This window comes from Fictibacillus sp. FJAT-27399 (assembly GCF_001510655.1).
Lineage (GTDB): Bacteria > Bacillota > Bacilli > Bacillales > Fictibacillaceae > Fictibacillus_C > Fictibacillus_C marinisediminis.
On record NZ_LMVC01000002.1, the window covers coordinates 1,442,089 to 1,459,752 of the forward strand.

The window sequence follows — 17,664 nt, forward strand, 5'->3', positions numbered from 1 at the left end:
TCCCTACTTCAGACCCGAATGGGCCATCGTATTAATTACCTTGCTCTGCATGAATATAAAGATGACCAGATTAGGAATAAACATAATCAACCCCGCTGCAGCAGCCATCCCCTGCCCCGCAACATTGTTTTCTAATTTTGAAGTCAAGGTATTCATATAAAATGCAAAGGTCTTTAAGCTTTCATCGTTCATAAAGATGACTGATGTTTCAATGTTATTCCAGGCCAGCTGAAAAGCGAGAATCGCAACCGTCGCTAAAGCCGGCATAATCATCGGAAATATGATTTTTCGGAACAAAACAAAGTCATTTGCCCCGTCGATGGAAGCTGCGTCAATCAGCGAGTCAGGGATTTGGTCCACGAACTGCTTGACGAGAAAGACACTGACAGGCAAGGCGAGAAGCGGGAGAATATGTCCGAGAAACGTATCAGTCAGGCCCAGCTTTTCGATGATAAAATACCTGGGAATCATAACAGCAGCCGGCACAAACATCATCGCGATGATGTTGGCTTCAAAAATGATTTTCTTCAGCATAAAGTTCTTCTTGGACAGCGCAAAACCCGCCATCGCGCTTACAAGACAGGTTAACAGCACAACCGATCCCGTTATAATGACACTGTTAAACAAGTACCTCGTAATCGGAACCAGCGTATTGGAAGTTTGCGACAAGAGGTCGGCAAAGTTCTCCATCGTAGGTTTATGCACAAAAAAACGCGGCGGGTATAAAAAGAGTTCATCCATCGGCTTCAGCGCCTGTGAAAACATAAAGAAGATAGGCAGAATCATGAACGTGCTCAACGCCAGTAAAATGAGGTAAAATTTCCATTGGCTGATATGAAACTTATCAGGATTAATCTTTGTTGATTTAAATGACATGCAGTTCAGCTCCTTCATGAGGAAGTAGGTCAGTCTTTTTCACCGAACAACCTCCAGCACAGCTTAGAGAATAAGTAAACAATCAGAAGCAGGACGACCGAAACAGCAGAAGCGTAGCCCATTTCATAACGGATAAAGCCATAATCATCAATGTGGTTGATAATGAGCTGTCCTGCATATTGCGGTGTAGGGTTCGCCCCCGACAGCTGGACACCGATGACTCCCGCCTGTACCGTTCCGACCACAGCCATCACAGCGCCAAACAGCATCTGCGGCTTCATGGATGGAATGGTAATATAAAACACTTCCTGAATACGGCTTTTGATGCCGTCAATATAGGCCGCTTCATACAATTCTTTGTCCACGTTCAGAATACCGGCAAGCATAGCCAAAAAACCTACTCCCATACTTCCCCATAATGAAACGATAACCATGATCGGCATTAAAAAATCAGGTGACTGCGTCCATTGGATCGGGTCATTTATCCTCCCAAGTTTCAGCAGAATGCTGTTTAAGTAGCCGGCACTGTCTCCGCTGAAAATGATGAGCCATACAACAGCCATCGCAATTCCCGCCGTCATGGAAGGTGAATAGATGATGAGCGTTAAAATAGTACGTGATTTTTTCGGAATCTGTGCCAGCAGCCAGGCCAGCCAAAATGACAAAGCATAGCCAACGGGTCCGACAATCAGTGAAAACTTTATCGTATTCGGAAGCACATACATCATAAAAACATTGTCCTGCGTCAAAAGGTTGACGTAGTTCTGCAATCCGACAAATTTTGGTGCTTCCACCGTATTAAAGTAAGTAAATGACAGTCCGATGGCGGCGATGACCGGGATGACGATGAAAAGGATGAAAAGAAGCAGGAAAGGTCCGATAAACACCATCGCGCTCCATTCTTGCTTCAGCTTTTTCCGCTGAAAAAGAGCGACTTTCTTTTTTGATTTCAACTTCGGTTGGGGTGCCTGTGCTACCGTCGGGAGAACAGAAGCATTATTCTGTTTCTCCCTCGGCATCGGCATATCTGGCAAACTCATTTACGTCACCTCATTTCTCGCGGAATTTAGGCATCTTGATTTTCTTCACGGTTTTTCCGTCACGGACATAGCCAAATTCCTCTTGCTTTTTCTTCATCTCACGGTTGGAAAGAACAATGGCATCTTCCAATGCTTTTCTTGGATTCTCTCCTTCAAACACAATGGAATTCCAGGCATTGCTGATTTCACGTTCCAGCAGGTAATCGCCAGGGACATGCGTCACGTCCTTCAGCCATTTCCACTGTTCATTAATGACATTCTTGTCCTCATCCGGCCATGGAAGCCCTTTAAAGGCAGCAAGGTTGCTCGTGTTCCACTTATAAGACGGCCCGTAATTGACTTCCATCTTCGTACCGTATTCCTTCTGAACTTCTGCCGAGGTCCACCATTTTAAAAATTTCCATGCTTCATCTTTTTGCTTTGTCTTTTTGAAAATCAAGGCAGATTGCCCTGTTCCCGGCGCCCATCGCTGAATGTGTCCTTTTTCATCACGCACCCCCGGCTGAGGAGCGATCTTCCACCATCCGGCAAGCTCTGGTGCTGCGGAAGTTAATTGTACGTAGGTCTCATAATCCGAAATCCCGATCGGCAGATCTCCCTCCCGAAAGTGGTTATAGAAGTTCGGAACCTGCAGCGGCATGCTGTAAATCGTGAATGCTTTGGTCATCAGTTCGAACCCTTTCAACGCTTCATCCGTTCCAATTGCGGCCTTCATTCCGTCCTTCGTATAGAGTGATCCACCGAACTGATAGAGATAAGGTGTTGTCAGATGGAACGGCTTGAATCCGCCTGCCTGGGAAAGTGGCGTATAAAAATTCATGCCATGGCGCTGCAGCTCAGGCAGCATGTTAAGCACTTGGTCCCATGTTTGCGGAACTTTCATGTGTAGCGCATCCAAGATGTCTTTTCTATAAAACATCACCCAAAAGTTCTGGGTTTCAGGTATGGCATAAACGCCATCATCGAAATAGAACGGCAGCATAGCTCCAGGAGCAAAGCGCTTGTTTACAGATTTAAAATCCGGGAACTGCTTTAAATCGAGAATGGCTCCCCGGAGGGCAAGGTTATATGGCAGCTGATTGCTGACTCCAAGTGCAACATCCGGAGATTTGTCAGCCGCATTGGCAAGAACCAGTTTTTGCTCATCCGGCATGATGGAAAAGGAAACCTTAATCCCTGTTTTTTTTGTAAAATGCTGGTCGGCCATCTGCTGCATCATGCTTACATACTGCTGCGGACGGTTTACCCAGACAGTAAGCTTCTTCTCCTTTTTCTTGCTCTGTGAAGCGTTTTCTCCAAATGATAAGAAAAACTTGGAAACCTGGCTGCTCCATTTTTTTGTCCAGGAAGCTTCAGCAGCCGGTAATTCGCTGTTTGACAGATAGATCCTGTCGAGCTGCATCCGCTGATTCGGAAGCTCGGCCAGAAGGTCTCCAAGCTGCTGTGATGCCGATCCTGAACCTTGGTCGAGCATGCTCAGTTTGTCCGGCACGTCGTTTGGATTCTTCGACAGTTTCTCCAGCTGTCCGGCTGCCATCTTAAGGTTCCTTGCCGCGTCCGGTTTTTTTCCTGTCCGTTTTTTAAGATAGGCGTATTCTTGATTCAGCTTTTCCGCGTTATCGCTCAATTGCTTTTTCAAGTCAGGAATCTGTGAAGCGATTTCCCATTCCCTGTTTTGGTCCACCGCATTTCCGGTTCCCATTTTTATTCGTAGAGAAAGCTGTTTAATATTGTCCATTACCTCTCTGACCGTTGTGACCGTTCTTTGGATCGGCTGGCCATCCACGATTAAAGAAATCGTATGTTCCCCCTTATCAAGCCTTATGGAGTAGGTCTTGCCTTGTTCGTCACCGAGTGTCTCATTTTTCCAGGATTCATTATAAGGGAACGGGTAGGCTTTCAATTCTTTAAAAGGCAAGCGTCCATCTATTAATACGGTTCGGTAAACCGGCATATTTACTTTTTGATCCTGCAAATACTTTAAGGACAAATGATACGTTCCTGCTTCTTTAACATTTACCTTCCAAGTTACTTTCTGTCCTCCAAGTTCAAACGATTTATCACCTGGAGTTCCAAGGGTGTTCAGCAGATTTTTTTTGACACTGTAGGGTTCAACGTTCGTATCCGGCAGTGAAACAGGCTGGATAAAGGGTACATTTTTATAAGTAAACCGTTCTGCTTCCACCTTTATTGTTTTTGTGGGTTTCTTGTACGCTTCATTGCCTCTTTGGTATTCTTCATACGATTGCAGGGCTTCCGGTACAGAGAGATGCATCTGTCCTAGTAGCATTGGTTCCCGCACATACTCCAGCGTTACCGTATTCTTGCCTTTTTTCAGATAAAAAAGCAGAGGTTCATCTTCAAAATAACTGGCATCCATGGCATAAGCGCTTTGCCAGTCTCCCACTTCTTTCAATTCAGGAGGATATTCGTTGCCTTTTTCATCATGAGGAAATTTTCCTTCAGGACTCTCCCATTTCCTGTCGAACACGATTCTTCTTGCTTCGAAAAACGGGTATTTTCCGTTCACTTTTATTCCCCGCTCCATCGTATTCACATTGCTTTTTAAAGGCTTGTAATCAAACTGAAGCTGATAAAGTCCTGATTCCGGCACTTCTACAGGGATCGCAAGTTCTTTTAATTTCTCATCAAAACGAACCGCTTTTTTACCGTTATCTTCTGTTGTATGCCCTTTGGCCTGTAGTGACTTTGTCAGCGGAACAGACAAACGGTGATTCGTTGCTGCTTTTAATCCTGCTTTCTTCCATTGTGCAAGAACATCCGAGTAGCTGCTTTCCACCATGCTGGAGATTATGGTTTCATCCGTTTTCTGTTTGGATGCGGCATATTCGTCTTTTTTCTTGTCTACTACGTTATTTTTCTTTTTATCAAAGAGCTGATTTAAAAGGCTCTTCGTATCATTCTTCTCGGCGAAGATTTGTGCTGGAGACCATACTGTCTGAAAAATCAGCAGTACGGCTGCAAGGCGGAGGACCCACTTACATTTCATGGCAATAACTCCTTTATGAAGGTAAGGCCCCTCCTGATGCAGGAGGGAGCCCGGTACCTTGCCTATTTTGTAGCTTCGTCCATTTTTTGTTTGGCATCTTTATACGCCTGGTTGGATCGTTTCTGGAAATCCTGGCTGACGTCTTCTGGTTTCACTTCGCCTTTTACAAATTTCTCGTAATTGTTGCCAACGATTTTCGTCATCACTTCCTGATAACCCGGGAGCCATTTCCATCCATCTACAAATCCGTCATTGATCATCGGCACCACGTTTTTCATGCCTTCAGGAACTTCTTTATTATTAAGGTATTTTTCCCATACGCTTTTATCATTAATGAGAGGAAAGCTGGTAATCGGTTTTTCAACATCGATACGGCTCTCCCAGCCCTGCTTGGAATAGGTCATCCATTTCACAAGTTCAAAAGCAGCATCTTTATGTTTTGAAGATTTGGCCATGCCGATGTAGTCGGTAACAAGCGGTGCACGCTGCCCTTTGCCCTTTGGCATCGGAAGAAAATCCCAGTCAAACTTCAATTCTTTTGATTGCCATCCGAAATCAGAAGAACCGCCATAGCGCATGGCCGCTTTTCCGACATTCCAAGAAGATTTTCCTTTTCCAAACTCTTTATCTCGTTCTTCTTGAGGCAGGATTTCTGCTGAAACTTTATCTTTGGTCAGCATCTCTGTAACAATTTTATTGGATTGAATGAATGCAGGCTTATCGAAGTTGTATTTCTCGCCGTCCCATGTCAGCCATCCTTGGGATGGATCCAGCTGTGGAATCAAGGTTTCGCGAAGGCCTCCGACTCCGTCAAAACCATATTGCTTATCATTGAATTTGGTAAGCTTGATTGCTTTTTCACGCATTTCATCAATCGTCCAGTCCGGTTTAGGAAGCTCGACGTTTTCTTTTTTGAAAATATCTTTATTGACGAAGATTCCATTGGCATAAAGACTTTGCGGAAGAGCATATTGTTTGCCGTTATATGCAGCCGTTTCTGTTAAATTTCCGAAGACATTATTCTTGTTGTATTCTTTGTCCTTTTTCAAATAAGGCGTCAGATCTTCAAGCCATCCATTCGTTACGCTAGGCGGTACACTGAAAACGAAGAATACGTCTGGAAGCTTGTTTGCAGCTGCTGCCGCCGCTAATTTTTCATCCCATGGCCAGGTAATGGCTTTGTTCATCTTAACGTTGATATTCGGATGCGCTTTCATAAATGCATCAATACGCCGCTTCTCGACGGCTGGATCAGCCCAGCTGGAATAGGTAATGGTTACCTTTTTTCCATCCTTGCCGCTCTCCTCATTTGGTTTCTCTGCGCTTGATTTCTTGGAATCGGAACAGCCTGCAAGCATTACGGATAAACATAGTAAAACAGCCATTAACAATGCATAGGTTTTCTTCATTTTTATCCCCCTCATGTTTGTTTTCACTCTTTAAAACCCGATTCATTGACTACATCCAGTCCCCCGCTCACCTCCTTCAAAGCCTCTTGGCAGAATCCCTTACGATCAGCTCAGTTGGCATAATATAATCTTTTTTTGCAATTTCCTCTGTTATGGAACGATAGATTAAGTGAGCTGAGAGCGAACCGATGTCATAGTTTGCCTGACTGACGGTAGTCAGCAGCGGTGAAGTGTACCTCGCCATCTCAATATCATCAAATCCGACGACGGACACATCTTCGGGTACATCAATTTTTGCTTCTTTTAAGGCATTCATTGCTCCAATGGCCATCTCGTCATTTGCAGCAAAAATGGCAGTCGGCAGTTTTCCCTGCATGATCATCATCTTTGTCGCCAGATAGCCTCCCTGTCGTGTAAAACCGCCCTGCAGCATCCATTTTGGGTGAACCTCTAAATCGGATTCCTTCATAGCCAGTTCGAAACCTTTTCGGCGCTGAAGGTTATCACGCGCATCAAGCGGTCCATTAATGTAGGCGATATCCCTGTGCCCAAGATCGATCAAATGTTTTGCTGCTTCATAGCCTCCTGATTTGTTATCCACCAGGACGCTCATAATAGATTCATGAGTCATGGCCAGCCGGTCCAGCACAACAATGGGGAAGTCCTTGCTTGCCGCCTGTTCAATCTCTTGATCACTCAAGTTAAACGATAGAATAATAGCACCGTCTGCTCTCCGCTCTGCTAAGAACCGAGCAGCGGTCGATGTGATTCCTCCCATGGAGCTGCAGGCGATTAATCCGTAATTCAAGGACTGCAGAGTATCCTGTACTCCTCTTACCAGCTCTGAATAAAAAGGTCCCGCCAAGTTATCGAGGATCAGCAAAATGGTCTCTGTTTTATTCCGTTTAAGGTCACGGGCAATTCCATTTTTTTGATAGTTTAATGTTTTTGCTGCTTTAAACACTTTTTTGGCTGTCTGCGGAGCGACCTTTGTACTGTGATTTAAAGCATAAGAAGCTGTTGATACTGCCACACCAGCCAGTCTTGCAACATCTTTTAATGTAGCCATTGAAACCTCCAGCCGGTTGAAACGTTTCGAATTTAGGTAAAATAAATGACCTTTGTTATTGAGTTAATACCTTTATCTCTTCTCCATTTTTAGTGAAACGTTTCTATTTTTTTCATCATAGCAATCACTAATTATAGAATCGATCTATTATTTATAATTTTCTGAATTATTATACTGGAGGAACCATTCATAAAGACGGTCATTGTCATACGTTTCACTCCATGAATCGTGTCCAGCATCAGGATAAATGGTGATCCTGACTTCCGCCTTTTCCTTTTGAAGAGCATGAACCATGGATTGTGATTCCTCCACAGGAATGATGTCATCCTTTTCTCCATGAAATACCCAGATTGGCAGATTCCTTAAGCCAGCTGCCTTTTCGGGTTGAGTTTTCCCGCAAACAGGGGCAATGGCGGTCAACATATGCGGATACTGTATAGCAAGATTCCATGTTCCGGCCCCTCCCATGCTCAGCCCTGTCACATACACCCTGTCTGGATCTGCATGAAATGCCTGAATGCAATACAGCAAAAGCTCCTTCAGTGTGTCCGCTTCATCTGCCCATTCTGAATCCTCCGGACATTGAGGCGAGATGGTGATAAACGGAAAGGAATCGGCTGCACCTGCTTTCTTGGGTATGCCGTATTTTTTAAGAAGGTTCAAATTCGTCCCCCGCTCCCCCCTCCCATGGAGAAACAAAATAAGCGGCGGCGGCTCTTCTCCATAATATGTGGGCTTAGACAGCAGAAAAGGAAGCGTCTTTTTCTTGCCTGTAAATTCCCTGTGTTCAAGAATCATTAGGCTGTCACCTCGTCATTTTCGTCTATTTTCATTACGATTCGCTGGGTTCTCCATGTCAGCCAAGCCGTAATGGCACTGATTCCAAAAAACGGCATCAATGATGGGAGCTTAATCAGGATCACCGTAATGGTCATTGTGCCCAGTATCGTAAACAAGGTTTGCAGCGGATGGACCATCGCGATCGAAAAAGCATATTTCCAGTACTGAAAGAAGCTCAGACGGTAATGGGTGAAGACAGGAAAGATATAAATGATTGCCATGGCAATCATGATAAACAAAAGGATCGACAGAGCTGAGAAAATAAAGAACACAGCAGATGACTTGCTCGAAAAATAGATAAAGTCCAGATAAAGTACGAAAATTAATAAAAAAGAAATCCATCCATAAGTTTGAGAACTTATAAATGTCTGCCTGTACTCCTTCCAAAACACTGCAAATACCGGAAACTCCTCCTGCGATCTGATCCAGCGCCTGCATACCGAGAAGGCAGCAGCTGTTGCCGGTGAAAAACCGGCAACTACCGCACCCAAAAGCGTAAATAAAATCCAGAGGATGTTAACGTAAGCCAGTCTCATCAGCCAATTACACACTTCCATCATCGGAAGGTTTCTCCAGGTATTCATACCGACATCCCCCTTTTTACATTCAAGCTAAGTCTACGAACAGCGACTGAAAACCAGCCAGAGGCTCCGGCTTGTCACACCGTGTTTCGAGCTCTAGAAAACGTTCCTGATCCGATGAATCTATGATCTTCTCCATGACCTCTAATACGTGCAAACCAAGTTCTCCACTGCAAAGAAACGGCCGCCTTTCTTCAATCCCTGCTATCATGTCAGCTAATCCTATTCCTCTGCAATTTCCGCTGAGTGTACTGATTAAAGGGGCTTCCTCCCATTCGTCTGTTTCTTGGTTCATGTAGTAGACAGGCCCATCAAAACCATTTGGATCTGGCAGGATTAGCGTTCCCTTCGTACCATAGATTTCGATTTTTGGCAGCTTCGTTTCCCACACGTCAAAGCTTGTCATAAACGTCGCGTTTACTCCATTTCCAAATTGAAGCAGTGAGGATACGTATGTCGGAACCTCTACCTTAATTTTTTTCCCGGCAAGCGGCTTGCTAGTAATCTCTCTTTCAGGTACTGTGATCTTATTCATGGAAACGGCTTTTTTCACTGGGCCCAGCAAGCTGATGAGAGCAGTGAGATAATAAGGGCCAAGGTCAAAAAGCGGCCCGGCACCCAGCTTGTAAAAAAACTCGGGATTGGGATGCCAGCTTTCGGGCCCTCTTCCCAGCATGAAGGCAGAAGCCCCCACGGGTTCACCGATCACCCCTTGGTCCAGAAGGTAACGGCACGTCTGCAGCCCTGCTCCTAAAAAGGTATCAGGAGCTGTCCCAAGGCAGAGGCCCAGCTGCTTCGCCTTCTCCATAACCTTTAAGCCTTCGCTGCAGCTAATAGCGAGAGGTTTCTCTGAATAGACATGCTTGCCGGCCTGCAGAGCCATCATGCTTACCTCGGCATGTGCTGCAGGAATGGTCAAATTTACGATTAAATCAATATCATCCTTTGCAAGCAGGTCAGATACCGTGCCGGCAAAGGAAATCTGATGCTTGGCTGCCTGCTCTTCTGCACGATTTATATTGAGGTCGGCAACACCTGTTATTTCATAGTTTAAGAATTTCTTTGGAGAAGAAAGATAGATATCACTGATACTTCCTGTTCCAATTACACCTATTTTCGCTTTATTCATCGTTTCACCGTTTCTATTTTAAAAGTTCATGAAGTACCTTGGCGTTCTCCTTGGCTGCGGTTTCCAGATCGGTTTCAAAATGCTCCTGCTCCACTACAAACCAGGAGACATTCAGATCATTGCCCTTCTTGACAATCGTCGTAAGATCCAGCTCGCCTGTTCCGAGGATCGTGCTTTGCTTCTCTGTTCCTTTTACCGCCATATCCTTCATGTGGAGCGTGACAAGCCTTTCGCCGAGCCTCTCCATGAATTCAGCAGGATCATAGCCAGAATAAGCAGCCCAGTAGCAGTCCAGTTCAAAGGAAACGAGTGAAGGGTCTGTTTCAGACAAAAGAATATCGTATCCAGTCGTCTCTCCATGTTTAGCGAACTCAAAATCATGGTTGTGATACCCGAGCTTCAATCCTTCACTCTTCAAAAGATGTCCGGCATGATTCAAGGTTTCTGACACACGTTTATAATCATCGAGGTTCTTCCGGTTTTCTTCGGCCAAATACGCGAGGATCAGCAGGTCATTCCCAATTTCATGGCTGTATTCGATCTGTCGTTTAAGCTCGTCTTCTTTCAGCTGATCAAGTCCTGTATGGCTGCCGGCGGGTTTCAGTCCAAACTCATTCAATGCCTGCTTCAGCTGTTTGGCCTGGAGATCATAGAAACCCGCGAACTGGGCACCTTCATATCCCCATTCTGAAACCTTCCTTAACGTACCGATAAAGTCCTTTTCACATAACTCTCTGATGGTATAAAGCTGTAATCCTTTTCTTTGCATGGCATTAGCCTCCTTAATGCAGAAGCGCTTTCGTCTCCTGTGTCTTTACAATCGTTTTTGTCTGGCTGGATTCCAGAGCAGCAAGTACTACGCTCAAGGATTTCAAGCCTTCTGTGCCATTAACAGGCGGTTCTTCGTTATTTAAAACACTCTTTATAAAAGCATCAATTACATGAGAACTGTGCTGGCCGCCTGCGTCGTTCGTCTGAATCTTATCAAGCTCATATTTCACAACTTCCCCGCTCGTGTACTGTGCAATCAGAGAATACTGAGGATCATCCTCCATTCTCAAAATTCCCTTTTCACCATAAATGATGGTGGAATTGTCGGCATGGTAGTAAGACCAGCTTGCTGCAAGTGTCCCAATGATTCCGTTTTCAGATTTCAAAATGCACACGGCATTGTCATCTACATCGGTATCGGCTTTGGCCAGTGTCTCAACAAATGATCCGACTTCTATAATTTCTTCTCCGATCAGGTAGCGGATCAAGTCCGTTTTATGTACCCCCAGGTCACCCATGGCACCGATGAACGCTTCATTCTTTCTGAAAAACCAGCTGTTCCTTCCGTCAACGCTCCATCCTTCAGGGCCGCCATGACCAAAAGCCGTACGGAAACTGTAGATTTTTCCGATCGCACCGGACACAATCAACTCTTTCGCTTTCACATGCGCTGCGGCAAATCGCTGATTATGGCCAATCATCAGTTTTTTTCCGTTTTTGGCAGCAGCCTCAATCATCTGCTCCCCTTCTTGCCTTGAAGTGGCCATCGGTTTTTCACAAAGAACATGTTTGCCGGCATTCAATGCTGCAATGGTAACAGGCGCATGAAGATAATTGGGAAGGCAGACACTAACTGCATCCAGTTCTTCCATTTTTAATAGCTCCTGATATTCTGTGAAGGCCTTTGCCCCATATTGATCAGCATATGCCTGCGCTCTTTCTGGCACGAGATCGCAAACGGCCGCGAGCTCCACATTCGGATTAGCATCATATTCAGGCAGATGTCTGTACTTTGCAATCGTTCCGCACCCGATTACCCCAACTTTAAGTTTTGTCATTTGAATTCCTCCCTCAATTTTGTGCTGCTGTTTCGATTTCTTTTGCCAGTCCTTCTGAAACCTGTTGAACATGAATGACCAGGTGATCATCAACCTTGGCATGTTTCCTTGATGTAACAATGGTCAGTCCGTCTTTCTGTTCAACCTGTATATCAGCCGACGGTACAACCTTTGTGTTTCCTTCAAAAACGATCATGTCCTCTTTTTGTGTCAGCCTGAAGGCCATTTTATCAGGGTTTACTTCTGTGATCTCGGCGGTAGAAAAAGCGATTTCAACACCATTTTTCAATCTCATATTCACTGGAAGCATGAGCCCATCCTTGCTTTGCAGCAGAAGCTTCTTACCACCAAACAAAGGCTTTTCATCAAGATAAAGGTGCAGCTCTTTATCAAGGCCGTCGAGATTCAGGAGATGGCAGAACTGTTCTCCATCCTCATTTGCTGTTGATGTTAGAAAAATACCGTGGTCTTTGAAATCATGCTTCAGACGAGCTTTAGCCCCCAGCCTCTCGAGTGCTTCTGTAAACAATGGAATATCACAGCTGTAAGCCGCGCCTATAATAATTGCCTTTCCATGGCCATACGCGGCTTCAAATCCGCATACTTCATCGGTGCCATAAACCTTCAAGATCGGTTCAGCCTTTCCGATATCAAAAGTCTGGGCGGTATGGCTCCTCACTTCCGGCCGCGGCGCTGCCCATCCAGCTGCAGTAAGGGATAAATAATAATGGGCTGATTCCTTTCTCGTTCCCGCCGGAATTACACCAAGTGCACCAGCTAACACTGTACATGGCTGACCCACCATGTCATAGACAGGGACTTCTCCGTAGAGGAGCAAGCCTCCTCCATCCCGAACATAATCGGAAAGTTTCTCCTGAATTTCAGGATCCATATATCTTGCTGAGGGGAGAGCTAAAACTGGTGTTTTCTTCGGGTCCAGCGGTTTGTTTTGAATATCTGCTGCTCCGAAACGATAACCGGCAAGCAGCATCGCCCGGCCCATGATCTCCCATCCACCGCCGGCACGATGACTCTCAATGTTACGGAGGATCTCTTGCATTTTGCTGCTTTTAGGATAATGGGACTCTGTCATGTAATAGTCAGGGATAAACCCAAAGGCCACAGGGTCATGTTCTTCTTTCATGACAGCCAGTTTATCAGAAATAGCCATCATGGTTTTCGTAACTCTTGCCATACGAGGATAGGTGTAATTCAATTCTCCCTCAGGGCTTACAGGAGCTGCGAATCCATGCCGTTCACCGGTAAAAGCAATCCTGTCATTTCCATCGTTCAATCCCTGATCCATCCTGTAATTGCGGCCTCCGGCAAACAAATAAAAGTTAATCAGGCGGTTTCCTTGTGCCATACACATTCTGATTTTAAAATCGACGGCTGATGGATCATAGCGGTCACTGTAGGTCGTTCCAAAATTCCCGTCACCGCAGTTAAATTCCACAGAGGTAAGCGGCTGGTCCTCCAGGTGAACGGCATCCATGAAGCCGTTTATTAAATAAAGGTCCTGAAAGGTCGTCATATTCAAGTCGCCAAAATAAATATCCGATCCGGACAAATATCCTGGATTTTGTGTATACGATTCATAAAGCTGGCTGATTCCGATCGGATACGTGAGTGCTCTTCCCCCGCCTGTACCATGGATATTGATCACAAACGGAATGTCCTTCACCCCGAACTCCTCAGCATAGGCCCGAAGCTTGGCGACATATCTGCTAAACCGGTGCCTCATATAACGGCCCAAATCCCTCATTAGCTCAGAAGCATACTCTTCTTTAGGGGAGCGGATCTGTTCGTTTCTGGCATCTTGCGCTTCAAATAAAAACGGATAACGCTGCTTCAGCTTCTGTTTTTCAACCTTTAGCTGAAGCCATCCTGAAAAGTCCTCAAGCAGCTGATCTGTCAGGTCAGGCGAGTTGCTTACCCATGAAAGCATGCCAATTTCATTATCAAGCTGAACAGCGATTACATTTCCACCGTGCTGATGCAGTCTGGGCTCGATTACACCCATAATGTGCTGGAACCATCCGCGGGTTTCCTTTAGAAAAGCTGGGGCGAGATAATCAATGGTTCGTGTTGATACTGCTCCTCCATCCCATGTAACCGGGATGATTTCCGGGTGCTTTTCGTATACCCAATAGGGAATTCCTTCGTTTTTCATTTCTGCCATGATGAACGGGCCGGGTCTCGCAAAGAAATAGAGGCCATTTTCATGGCAAAGATCAATGAAACCTCCGATATCCAGTTCAGGACGGGACTGGCCAGTCAGGTCCACTTCTCCTTCCACTGCTTCATGGCAAAGCCATGGAATATAGGATGCGACAGCATTGCAGCCTGCTTCTATTAATTTGGTGATGCGGTCTTGCCAGTCGCTTCGGTCAAGTCTATAGTAATGAATCTCACCGCACATGAGGATTTCGGGTTTTCCGTCAATGATGATTTGTTTATTCTTGATTTCAATCATAGGACTCCTCCAAGGCTAAATTTGGAATGAAACGCTTTTGGTGAAACGTTTCGAAACACGTTAAAAAAAATTTTTATTAAATACTCGAACCCCTTGCAATCGCTTTCAACTAATGGTTTGCCTAGTCGTTTTACAGAAAAATCCAGAGGGCTGCTAAGAATTGAAACGTTTCGAAATAATCTTAATAAAATTTCCTTGATCTTACAAGTTCTTTTTTAAATATTCTCAAAAATATAACAAATTGCCTATTTTTTATGGCTGTTTTCGTAACCTTTATTGCTCTTAGGAGTGGTTGAACTGGTTGAACTCCGTTTCATGATGGTCGCTTTCCGCGGGGCGTGCGATAAGCCTCTTCGGCGCAGGCGCCTCCCGAGTCTTACCTATCACGCTCGTCCCGCAGGACAAGGAAGGCTTCGGCAGCGTTATATCGCACGAAGAAAATGTGAAGTTCATTTTCCAGGAGTTTCGCACCTTGCACTGCAATCAACCTGACAATCTTTTAGAAAAGAGGCTTTTTTATTAAGCTGGATTTATTTTAAAAAAACCGCCTGCCCACTGGGCAGACGGTTTTTTCACGCTAGTTATGATAATGTTTGATTTCTAACGAAACGGTCAGGCGGTCTTTTGCTTTATCATCATAGGAACGGTAATGGGAGATAACCTGATTTTTTCCTGTCACTCGACATTCCAGCACCTTTTGATCAAGCCCCTCTTTTGTCTCAAGAAGGAGGTCAACATCCCCCAGATGCAATGAGTACGTGCAATAAGTAAAACCGAGAAATTCACTCTTCTTTTTATGTGTTTCAGGATGAAGCATGATAAAAGTCGCCAAATCCGTAACCATCATTGCTGGCTGGTTCTTGATCTTTCCAAGCACCTCCCTGAATCCGTCAGAAGCTTGTCCCATTTTTTGCTCTGTCCAGTTCAATGCCGTCTGCAGCCAATTCGTAGCCATTTCATTCCCTCCCTGATTTTTCCTTTTTCACTATCATTGCCAAAGAAAGACGTGTTCTATTCTTTCATTTGAGTGGCTTTTGTTTAGGTGCCAGGCACCGTTTATGCGCATAAATGGTGTCAGGCACCACTGCTCTTTCTTCAGGGAACCTGTACAGGATTTTTTCTGTATAGCTGCATCTCATACAGATGCGTTCATCGGAGTCTGAGGTTTCGAGAAATACGTGGCGGGATTTTCTCTGAATCTCCTGCAGCTGCATTTCCAGCAGAGCAATTCTTTCACGAAGGATAGAAATGGTGCTCATGAATAGATATTCGAGCCTTTGTCATGAAATTCCTTGGCTTTTTCCCGCATTCCTTCCTTTACATCTTTTTCCTGACCCGAAAGTTCTTGTGCAGACATATTTCTTAGATCATGTGAAATTCTCATAGAGCAGAATTTTGGTCCGCACATGGAACAAAAATGAGCGGTTTTTGCACCTTGTGCAGGGAGGGTTTCATCGTGGTAACCCCTTGCCTTCTCAGGATCCAATGATAGATTAAACTGATCTTCCCATCTGAATTCAAATCTAGCTTTTGAGAGAGCATTATCCCTCTTCAATGCTCCTGGATGGCCTTTTGCCAAATCTGCTGCATGGGCAGCGATCTTATAAGCGATCACTCCCTCCCTGACATCATCCTTGTTCGGCAGCCCCAAATGTTCCTTCGGCGTCACATAGCAAAGCATAGCCGTTCCGAACCATCCGATCATAGCAGCCCCAATTGCGGAAGTGATGTGGTCGTACCCAGGCGCAATGTCTGTCGTCAGAGGCCCTAGTGTATAGAAGGGCGCCTCATGGCAGATCTCCATTTGCTTATCTACGTTCTCCTTGATCTGATGCATCGGCACATGCCCCGGTCCTTCGATCATGACCTGCACATCATGTTTCCAGGCGATCTTTGTGAGCTCTCCCAACGTTTCCAGTTCTGCAAACTGTGCCTCGTCATTGGCATCCGCAATCGAGCCGGGCCGTAATCCATCACCCAATGAGACGGAGATGTCATACGCTTTACAGATTTCGCAGATGTCCTCGAAATGAGTATATAAAAAGTTTTCCTGATGATAAGCGAGACACCATTGCGCCATGATGGATCCGCCCCGTGAAACGATGCCCGTGACCCGATTGATCGTTAATGGCACGTACCGCAGCAACACACCAGCATGAATCGTAAAATAATCGACTCCCTGCTCGGCCTGTTCAATGAGTGTATCACGGTAGACTTCCCAAGATAAATCCTCCGCTATCCCGTTCACTTTCTCAAGTGCCTGATAGATCGGAACGGTGCCAACAGGGACCGGAGAGTTTCTGATGATCCACTCTCTTGTCGTATGGATGTCTTTGCCTGTAGACAGATCCATGATCGTATCCGCTCCCCAGTAGGTAGCCCATGTCATTTTTTCAACCTCTTCCTCAATGGACGAAGTCACAGCAGAGTTTCCGATGTTCGCGTTGATCTTCACATGAAAGTTCTTCCCGATAATCATCGGTTCCAGTTCCAGGTGATTAATGTTGGCAGGGATGATGGCCCTCCCGCTCGCCACTTCGCTTCGAACAAAATCGGCTTCAAGCCCCTCCCGGATCGCAATGAACTCCATTTCAGGCGTGATGATCCCTTTTTTTGCATAATGCATCTGAGTAACATTTCCGCCACCTTTTGCCCGCATCGGCTTAAATGGGCGAACCGGAAACACATGACCCGCATGAGACTGCTGTCTGTAGCCGTTGTCCTCCGGTTTAATTCCGCGCCCATCGTATTGCTCTGTATCGTTCCTGTCTCTCACCCAATTTTCCCTCAGCAAAGGCAGTCCTTTTTCAACATCTGCAGCATAATTCAAATCTGTATAAGGTCCGCTCGTATCATAAAGGACAACGGGCGGGTTCTTCTCATCTCTTCCTGAAGTCTGTGTATCCGCCAGACTGATCCTTCTCATTGGCACCCGGATGTCGGGACGGGATCCGGTCTTATACACTTTGGTGCTGTTTGGAAACTGTGATTTTAATGAGACCTTGCTTTCGTTCTGTACGTTCATGCAACTTCCTCCTCGTTTTTTCAAAAATTGAGTCCAAAGTTACACACAGCATAAAAAAAAATCGGGTTCTAGTAAGAAGAACCCGATAGGATAGACAAAGAAAAATATACGATATGTATATATGACTTCGACTCCTACTTCCCTACGCTGGTATAACCCAGATCAGGTTCAAAGGGTCAAAGAGCTTATTCTCTCTTCTCTCAGCCCGGCTGACGGGCTCCCCTAGCAGAAAACGTATTCTGTTTCCAACGTAAGCATAGCTTCTCTGCTCTTCATGCACAATCCGTCTTTTGGCACAGGTATATATTCACCGAAGTCGTTTAGCCGCCAAAATATGTATGGGCTTTCAATTGACAGAAAAGTTCAACTTGTTGGTTTGC

The 17,664-nt window shown here is 45.3% G+C and carries 14 protein-coding genes and 1 riboswitch; all 14 genes read right to left on the minus strand.

Going from position 1 to position 17,664, the window contains the following annotated elements; genetic code table 11:
* Positions 1–3: 3 nt before the first annotated feature.
* Positions 4–876, minus strand: coding sequence for a carbohydrate ABC transporter permease (locus AR335_RS12345; RefSeq protein WP_062236074.1), 873 nt, complete (start codon positions 874–876; stop codon positions 4–6).
* Between the two features lie 29 nt (positions 877–905).
* Positions 906–1,916 carry a carbohydrate ABC transporter permease gene (locus AR335_RS12350; RefSeq protein ID WP_369795817.1) on the minus strand — a complete coding sequence of 337 codons (1,011 nt, stop codon included), beginning with the start codon at positions 1,914–1,916 and terminating at the stop codon, positions 906–908.
* A gap of 10 nt (positions 1,917–1,926) precedes the next feature.
* Positions 1,927–4,926 (minus strand): extracellular solute-binding protein, encoded by a 3,000-nt coding sequence (locus AR335_RS12355; protein ID WP_062236077.1) that lies wholly within the window; start codon positions 4,924–4,926, stop codon positions 1,927–1,929.
* A gap of 62 nt (positions 4,927–4,988) precedes the next feature.
* Positions 4,989–6,335, minus strand: a complete 1,347-nt coding sequence (locus tag AR335_RS12360) for an ABC transporter substrate-binding protein (protein WP_062236081.1) — start codon at positions 6,333–6,335, stop codon at positions 4,989–4,991.
* 76 nt (positions 6,336–6,411) lie between these two features.
* Positions 6,412–7,404, minus strand: coding sequence for a LacI family DNA-binding transcriptional regulator (locus AR335_RS12365; protein WP_062236083.1), 993 nt, complete (start codon positions 7,402–7,404; stop codon positions 6,412–6,414).
* 147 nt (positions 7,405–7,551) lie between these two features.
* Positions 7,552–8,202: a prolyl oligopeptidase family serine peptidase gene (locus AR335_RS12370; protein WP_062236086.1), complete on the minus strand. Its 651-nt coding sequence runs from the start codon at positions 8,200–8,202 to the stop codon at positions 7,552–7,554.
* Entirely contained in the window at positions 8,202–8,828 is a 627-nt protein-coding gene (locus AR335_RS12375; protein WP_062236094.1) for a YesL family protein, read from the minus strand. The genes AR335_RS12370 and AR335_RS12375 overlap by 1 nt, the downstream gene beginning before the upstream one ends.
* A 22-nt stretch (positions 8,829–8,850) precedes the next feature.
* Positions 8,851–9,954: a Gfo/Idh/MocA family protein gene (locus tag AR335_RS12380; protein WP_062236097.1), complete on the minus strand. Its 1,104-nt coding sequence runs from the start codon at positions 9,952–9,954 to the stop codon at positions 8,851–8,853.
* 13 nt (positions 9,955–9,967) lie between these two features.
* Positions 9,968–10,723: a sugar phosphate isomerase/epimerase family protein gene (locus AR335_RS12385; protein ID WP_062236100.1), complete on the minus strand. Its 756-nt coding sequence runs from the start codon at positions 10,721–10,723 to the stop codon at positions 9,968–9,970.
* Between the two features lie 13 nt (positions 10,724–10,736).
* Positions 10,737–11,783 carry a Gfo/Idh/MocA family protein gene (locus tag AR335_RS12390; protein WP_062236103.1) on the minus strand — a complete coding sequence of 349 codons (1,047 nt, stop codon included), beginning with the start codon at positions 11,781–11,783 and terminating at the stop codon, positions 10,737–10,739.
* 13 nt (positions 11,784–11,796) lie between these two features.
* The gene (locus AR335_RS12395) at positions 11,797–14,259 is read right to left on the minus strand and encodes a beta-galactosidase (protein ID WP_062236106.1); all 2,463 of its coding nucleotides are present in this window, start codon (positions 14,257–14,259) and stop codon (positions 11,797–11,799) included.
* A gap of 577 nt (positions 14,260–14,836) precedes the next feature.
* Entirely contained in the window at positions 14,837–15,214 is a 378-nt protein-coding gene (locus tag AR335_RS12400) for a hypothetical protein (RefSeq protein WP_062236110.1), read from the minus strand.
* Between the two features lie 64 nt (positions 15,215–15,278).
* Complete coding sequence (locus tag AR335_RS24960) at positions 15,279–15,518, minus strand: hypothetical protein (protein WP_062236113.1); 240 nt, start codon at positions 15,516–15,518, stop codon at positions 15,279–15,281.
* Positions 15,515–17,284 carry a phosphomethylpyrimidine synthase ThiC gene (gene thiC / locus AR335_RS12410; protein WP_062236117.1) on the minus strand — a complete coding sequence of 590 codons (1,770 nt, stop codon included), beginning with the start codon at positions 17,282–17,284 and terminating at the stop codon, positions 15,515–15,517. The genes AR335_RS24960 and thiC overlap by 4 nt, the downstream gene beginning before the upstream one ends.
* A 122-nt stretch (positions 17,285–17,406) precedes the next feature.
* Positions 17,407–17,518: riboswitch (TPP riboswitch) on the minus strand.
* Positions 17,519–17,664 lie beyond the last annotated feature (146 nt).

What these genes read in the sequence shown, in the direction of transcription:
- AR335_RS12345 (WP_062236074.1), bottom strand. Translation starts at nt 876, where the DNA reads ATGTCATTTAAATCAACAAAGATTAATCCTGATAAGTTTCATATCAGC.
- AR335_RS12350 (WP_369795817.1), bottom strand. Translation starts at nt 1,916, where the DNA reads ATGAGTTTGCCAGATATGCCGATGCCGAGGGAGAAACAGAATAATGCT.
- AR335_RS12355 (WP_062236077.1), bottom strand. Translation starts at nt 4,926, where the DNA reads ATGAAATGTAAGTGGGTCCTCCGCCTTGCAGCCGTACTGCTGATTTTT.
- AR335_RS12360 (WP_062236081.1), bottom strand. Translation starts at nt 6,335, where the DNA reads ATGAAGAAAACCTATGCATTGTTAATGGCTGTTTTACTATGTTTATCC.
- AR335_RS12365 (WP_062236083.1), bottom strand. Translation starts at nt 7,404, where the DNA reads ATGGCTACATTAAAAGATGTTGCAAGACTGGCTGGTGTGGCAGTATCA.
- AR335_RS12370 (WP_062236086.1), bottom strand. Translation starts at nt 8,202, where the DNA reads ATGATTCTTGAACACAGGGAATTTACAGGCAAGAAAAAGACGCTTCCT.
- AR335_RS12375 (WP_062236094.1), bottom strand. Translation starts at nt 8,828, where the DNA reads ATGAATACCTGGAGAAACCTTCCGATGATGGAAGTGTGTAATTGGCTG.
- AR335_RS12380 (WP_062236097.1), bottom strand. Translation starts at nt 9,954, where the DNA reads ATGAATAAAGCGAAAATAGGTGTAATTGGAACAGGAAGTATCAGTGAT.
- AR335_RS12385 (WP_062236100.1), bottom strand. Translation starts at nt 10,723, where the DNA reads ATGCAAAGAAAAGGATTACAGCTTTATACCATCAGAGAGTTATGTGAA.
- AR335_RS12390 (WP_062236103.1), bottom strand. Translation starts at nt 11,783, where the DNA reads ATGACAAAACTTAAAGTTGGGGTAATCGGGTGCGGAACGATTGCAAAG.
- AR335_RS12395 (WP_062236106.1), bottom strand. Translation starts at nt 14,259, where the DNA reads ATGATTGAAATCAAGAATAAACAAATCATCATTGACGGAAAACCCGAA.
- AR335_RS12400 (WP_062236110.1), bottom strand. Translation starts at nt 15,214, where the DNA reads ATGGCTACGAATTGGCTGCAGACGGCATTGAACTGGACAGAGCAAAAA.
- AR335_RS24960 (WP_062236113.1), bottom strand. Translation starts at nt 15,518, where the DNA reads ATGAGCACCATTTCTATCCTTCGTGAAAGAATTGCTCTGCTGGAAATG.
- thiC (WP_062236117.1), bottom strand. Translation starts at nt 17,284, where the DNA reads ATGAACGTACAGAACGAAAGCAAGGTCTCATTAAAATCACAGTTTCCA.